Here is a 3,895-nt window from a genome sequence, read left to right on the forward strand (position 1 = left end):
CCGCCATCGCCGGGAGGAACCACGAGCTGGTGGCGCACAACCGGAACATCGCGCTGCCGCCGCTCGCCGAGGCCGAACTGCTGCACGGGCCGCCGGCCGGCGGATGGTACGCACTCCTGGACATCGGACGCACCGGAATGGACGCCGAGACGTTCACCGCCCGGTTGCTGGACACCGCGGGTGTCGCCGTCGTGCCGGGAACCGCGTTCGCCTGGCATCCCGAAGTCGACGAGGCCGGGAGTATCCGGTCGGCCGAGTTCGCACCGTGGTCCCGGCGCCTGGTCCGAATCGCGTTGTGCGTCGACCCTGTCTCACTCGACGCCGGCGTGCGGAAGCTGATCGATTTCGTCCACGACTGCACTGCGGAGTGACGTATGGCCGCCTTGACCTATTCGGATTATCTGCACCTGGACACCCTCCTCTCCCTCCAGGTGCCGCACGCACCCGACACGGCGGATCCCGCTCTCGTGCTGGCCGAGCACCTCTTCATCGTCGCGCACCAGTCGTGTGAGCTCTGGTTCAAGCAGGTCGTCGTGGACCTCGCCGCCGCGGCCGACGCCCTCTCACCGGTGACGGGCGCGATCGACGGCGAGTTGAGCGCCGAGATCCTGCAGCGGGTGAGCGAACTGCTCCGGGTCCTCCACGACCAGCTCGTCGCGCTGGAGAGGCTGCCGCTGCGGCACTTCGCCGAGTTCCGGCCGTACCTGGAGACCGCGAGCGGAGCGCAGTCGTCGCAGTTCCGGACGGTCACGGATCTGCTGGGCGACGACCGGCGGCCCGGCCGGCTGTACGAGGCGTTCCGCGCCGCGATCGCGCACAACGGCCTGTCCGTCACCGAGGTCTGTCGCTCCGGCACCCGCGCCGGGGTCTACCACCGCATCGCCGAGTCGCTGCTGGACGTCGGCAACGGCTACTGGCGGTGGAAGATCGCGCACCTGAGCCTGCTGTCCAGGATGTTGGGCGACCTGCCGGGAACGGGCGGGACGAGCGGGGTGGCCCACCTCGTGCGGCGGACCTCCATGCCCTTCCCCGAACTGCGACGGCTCCGAGGAGAGGTCCACGACGATCTCGCCCCGGCCCGCGAAGCCTGACCCGCGCGACCGCCACGCGATCCACGAGTAGTGACTGAGACGCAAAGGATGATCGAGGTGCCTTCTTCCGGTCTGTCGTCGGCACAGCAGGCCATGTGGCTCGCGCAGACGCTTTCGCCCGAGGTTTCCAACAACGTCGCCGTTCTGTGGGAGGTCCGGGGCGAGGTCGACGCCGACGTCCTCGCCGCGGCACTAAGGACGGTGTTCGGCGAGACCGGCACCGTTCTGGTCAACTTCCGGCAGGACGAGGACGGAGCGGTGCGGCAGGTCACGCGTGACCTCGATGGATGGGAGCCGTTCCACGCCGACGTCAGCGGCGAGGCCGACCCGGAGACCGCCGGGCGCGCCCTGGTGAAAGAGCTGGTGGGACGTCCCTTCGACCTGGCCCACGACGCCCTGTTCCGGGCGGGACTCGTCCGTCTGGGCGAGTCCCGGTCCATCGTGGCGGTGATCTTCCATCACATCCTGACCGACGCGTTCGGCCTCATGGCGATCACTTCGCAGCGGGTCGCCGAGGTCTACACGGCCCTGAAGAACGCCGATCCCGTGCCACCGTGCTCGTACGCCGATCCGGCGCACGCCCTCGACAAGGACGTCCGCTACCAGGAGTCCCCTCGATTCGCCAGGGACCTGCGGTTCTGGCGGGACTATCTGGCCGGCGAACCCCAGCCGGCGCGGTTGCCCACCGCTCGGACGGACGTCGCCGGGACGGGGCGCGGCGCGTGCGAGCCTACGGCGGTGTGGGACGACGTCGCGGAGTCGATCGGCGTGGTGAGCCGCACCGTCACCGTGCCGAGGGCCGAGGCCGACGAGTGGACGCGGGCGGCGGAGTCGATCGGCGTGACGATGCCGGCCCTGCTGACCGCCGCGACGGCGGTGTTCCTCCGCCACGTGTGCGATCTGCCGGAGCCGCTGTTCTCCGTGACCGTCAACTCCCGTCTCGGCGGCGAGAGGAACAGCCCCGGGCTGATGTCGAACATCGTGCCCATCCGGGTGAAGGTCCCGGTCGCGTCGAGCTTCGCCCAGGTCGCCGAGGCGGCGACCGACGCCAGGCACGCCGTCTTCCGGCACGCCACGCTCCAGGTCTCGCAGATCCAGCGGGCCGTGGGGCTGGCAGGCTCCGTACGCAGCCCGTTCGGGGTCATCCTCACCGTCGTCCCCTTCATCGAAGGGCTGGACTTCGCGGGCAGCCCCGCCTGCTTCGTCGGCGGATCGTTCGGAGCGGTGACCGAGCTGACGATCTCGACGTACTACGACGGCCGCGACGACAGCGACCTGTACGTCCGCGTCGACGCTCCCGGCGCGCAGTACGGCAGCGCCGACGCCGCGCGCTTCGCCGAGCAACTGGTCGCCTACGTCCGCGCGTTGACGGCCCGTCCGCAGGAGCCGGTGGGCGCGGCGGAGGTGCTGACGAGCGCGGAGCGCGACCGGCTCCTGCGTGAGTTCAACGACACGGCGGCGCCGGTGCCGCCGGTGACGATACCGGAGGCGTTCGAGCGGCACGCGAGGGCGACTCCGGACGCGGTCGCCGTCGTGTGCGGCGACGAATCACTGACGTACCGGCAGGTGAACGCGCGGGCGAACCGGCTCGCACGGGCTCTTGTCGCGCACGGCGTGGGCCCCTGGACGTCGGTGGCGGTGGCGTTGCCCCGGTCGGCCGACCTGGTGGTGGCGATGCTGGGCGTGTGGAAGGCCGGGGCCGTATACCTGCCGCTCGATCCGGAGCACTCCAGCCGGCGGGTGGAGTTCGTGCTGTCCGACGCCCGGCCACAAATGATCGTCACCGACGTGGCCACCGCGGCGGTCCTCCCGCATACCGACGTCCCCCGGCTTCTCGTCGGCGACCTGCTCGGTGACGGGCTTGACGGAGGGCCCGATCACGACCTGTGCGACGCGGACCGCGTGAGCCCGTCGCTGCCGCAGCACGTGGCGTACCTGATGTACACCTCCGGCTCGACGGGGACGCCGAAGGGCGTCGCCGTCACTCACCGCAACGTCGTGTCGCTGTTCAGCGGCACGGACCACTGGTTCGGCTTCGGCCCCGGCGACGTCTGGGCCTGGTGTCATTCACAGGCCTTCGACCTGTCCATCTGGGAGCTCTGCGGGGCGCTGATGTACGGCGGCCGCGTGGTGGTGGTGCCATGGGACGTGGTGCGTTCACCGGCCGCCCTGTGGCGACTGCTGATCGCCGAGGGCGTGACCTCCCTGGTCCAGACGCCGTCGGCCTTCTACGAGCTGTCCGCGGCGCACCGGGCCGAGACCCGCGCGGACGCGGCACTGCGCGTGGTCGTCTTCGCGGGTGAGGCGCTGGACCCGGGCCGGCTCCGCGGCTGGTATCCGGATGATCTGCCGAACGCTCCCGCACTGGTGAACATGTACGGCATCACCGAGACCACCGTGCACGTGACGTACCTCCATCTGACGGCCGAGCCCGACGAGCCGGGAGCGAGCCCGATCGGAGTGCCACTCGGCAACATGCGGATGTGGGTACTGGGCCCTGGTCTGGCACCGGTGCCGCCCGGCGTGGTGGGAGAGCTGTACGTGGCCGGAGAGGGAGTGGCCTCCGGGTATCACGGCCGGCCCGGACTGACGGCGGAGCGGTTCGTGGCCAACCCGTTCGGTCCGCCGGGGTCGCGCATGTACCGCACCGGAGACCTCGCCCGCTGGAACTCCGAGGGCGAACTCGAGTACGTCGGGCGGGCCGATCACCAGGTGAAGATCCGGGGGTTCCGGGTCGAGCCGGGTGAGGTCGAGGCCGCGTTGCTGGAGCATCCTGGTGTCGGGCAGGCGGCCGTGCTCGCCCG

The 3,895-nt window shown here is 70.8% G+C and carries 2 protein-coding genes and 1 pseudogene; all 3 read left to right on the top strand.

The window, feature by feature from the left end:
* Window positions 1-371 (top strand): annotated as a pseudogene (locus AB0J39_RS38620) (hypothetical protein); the annotation flags it as partial.
* A gap of 3 nt (window positions 372-374) precedes the next feature.
* Window positions 375-1,091 carry a tryptophan 2,3-dioxygenase family protein gene (locus AB0J39_RS38625; RefSeq protein ID WP_363474046.1) on the top strand — a complete coding sequence of 239 codons (717 nt, stop codon included), beginning with the start codon at window positions 375-377 and terminating at the stop codon, window positions 1,089-1,091.
* 57 nt (window positions 1,092-1,148) lie between these two features.
* A partial coding sequence (locus AB0J39_RS38630; protein WP_363474048.1) for an amino acid adenylation domain-containing protein occupies window positions 1,149-3,895 on the top strand: 2,747 nt, incomplete at its 3' end.

Origin of the sequence: Microbispora sp. NPDC049633 (genome assembly GCF_040675265.1) — a bacterium.
In the GTDB taxonomy this organism is placed as follows: domain Bacteria; phylum Actinomycetota; class Actinomycetes; order Streptosporangiales; family Streptosporangiaceae; genus Microbispora; species Microbispora maris.